1 protein-coding gene is annotated in these 254 nt (G+C 42.9%); it reads right to left on the reverse strand.

Annotated features, from left to right (window positions below; translation table 11 throughout):
• The coding region (locus ACW9JY_RS10625) for a methyl-accepting chemotaxis protein (protein WP_457284342.1) at positions 1–254 on the reverse strand (254 nt) is incomplete at both ends.

Genomic DNA, 254 nt, shown 5'->3' on the forward strand with positions numbered 1-254 from the left:
GCTAACTTCCTTATCTCATCCGCTACAACTGCAAATCCTCTTCCAGCTTCTCCTGCCCTTGCAGCTTCTATCGCTGCGTTTAGTGCCAACAGGTTCGTTTGTTCCGTTATCGAGTTTATCGTTTCTACTATACTTTGTACGTTCTTGGCGTTGTTTGCGAGTGTTTCTACTTCTTTTTGACTTTCTTTTGTCCTTTCTACCGCTTCTTTCACCGCTTGACTTATACTTTCTATCGTTTTGCTTCCTTCTTCTGC

This window comes from Petrotoga sp. DB-2 (assembly GCF_054051725.1).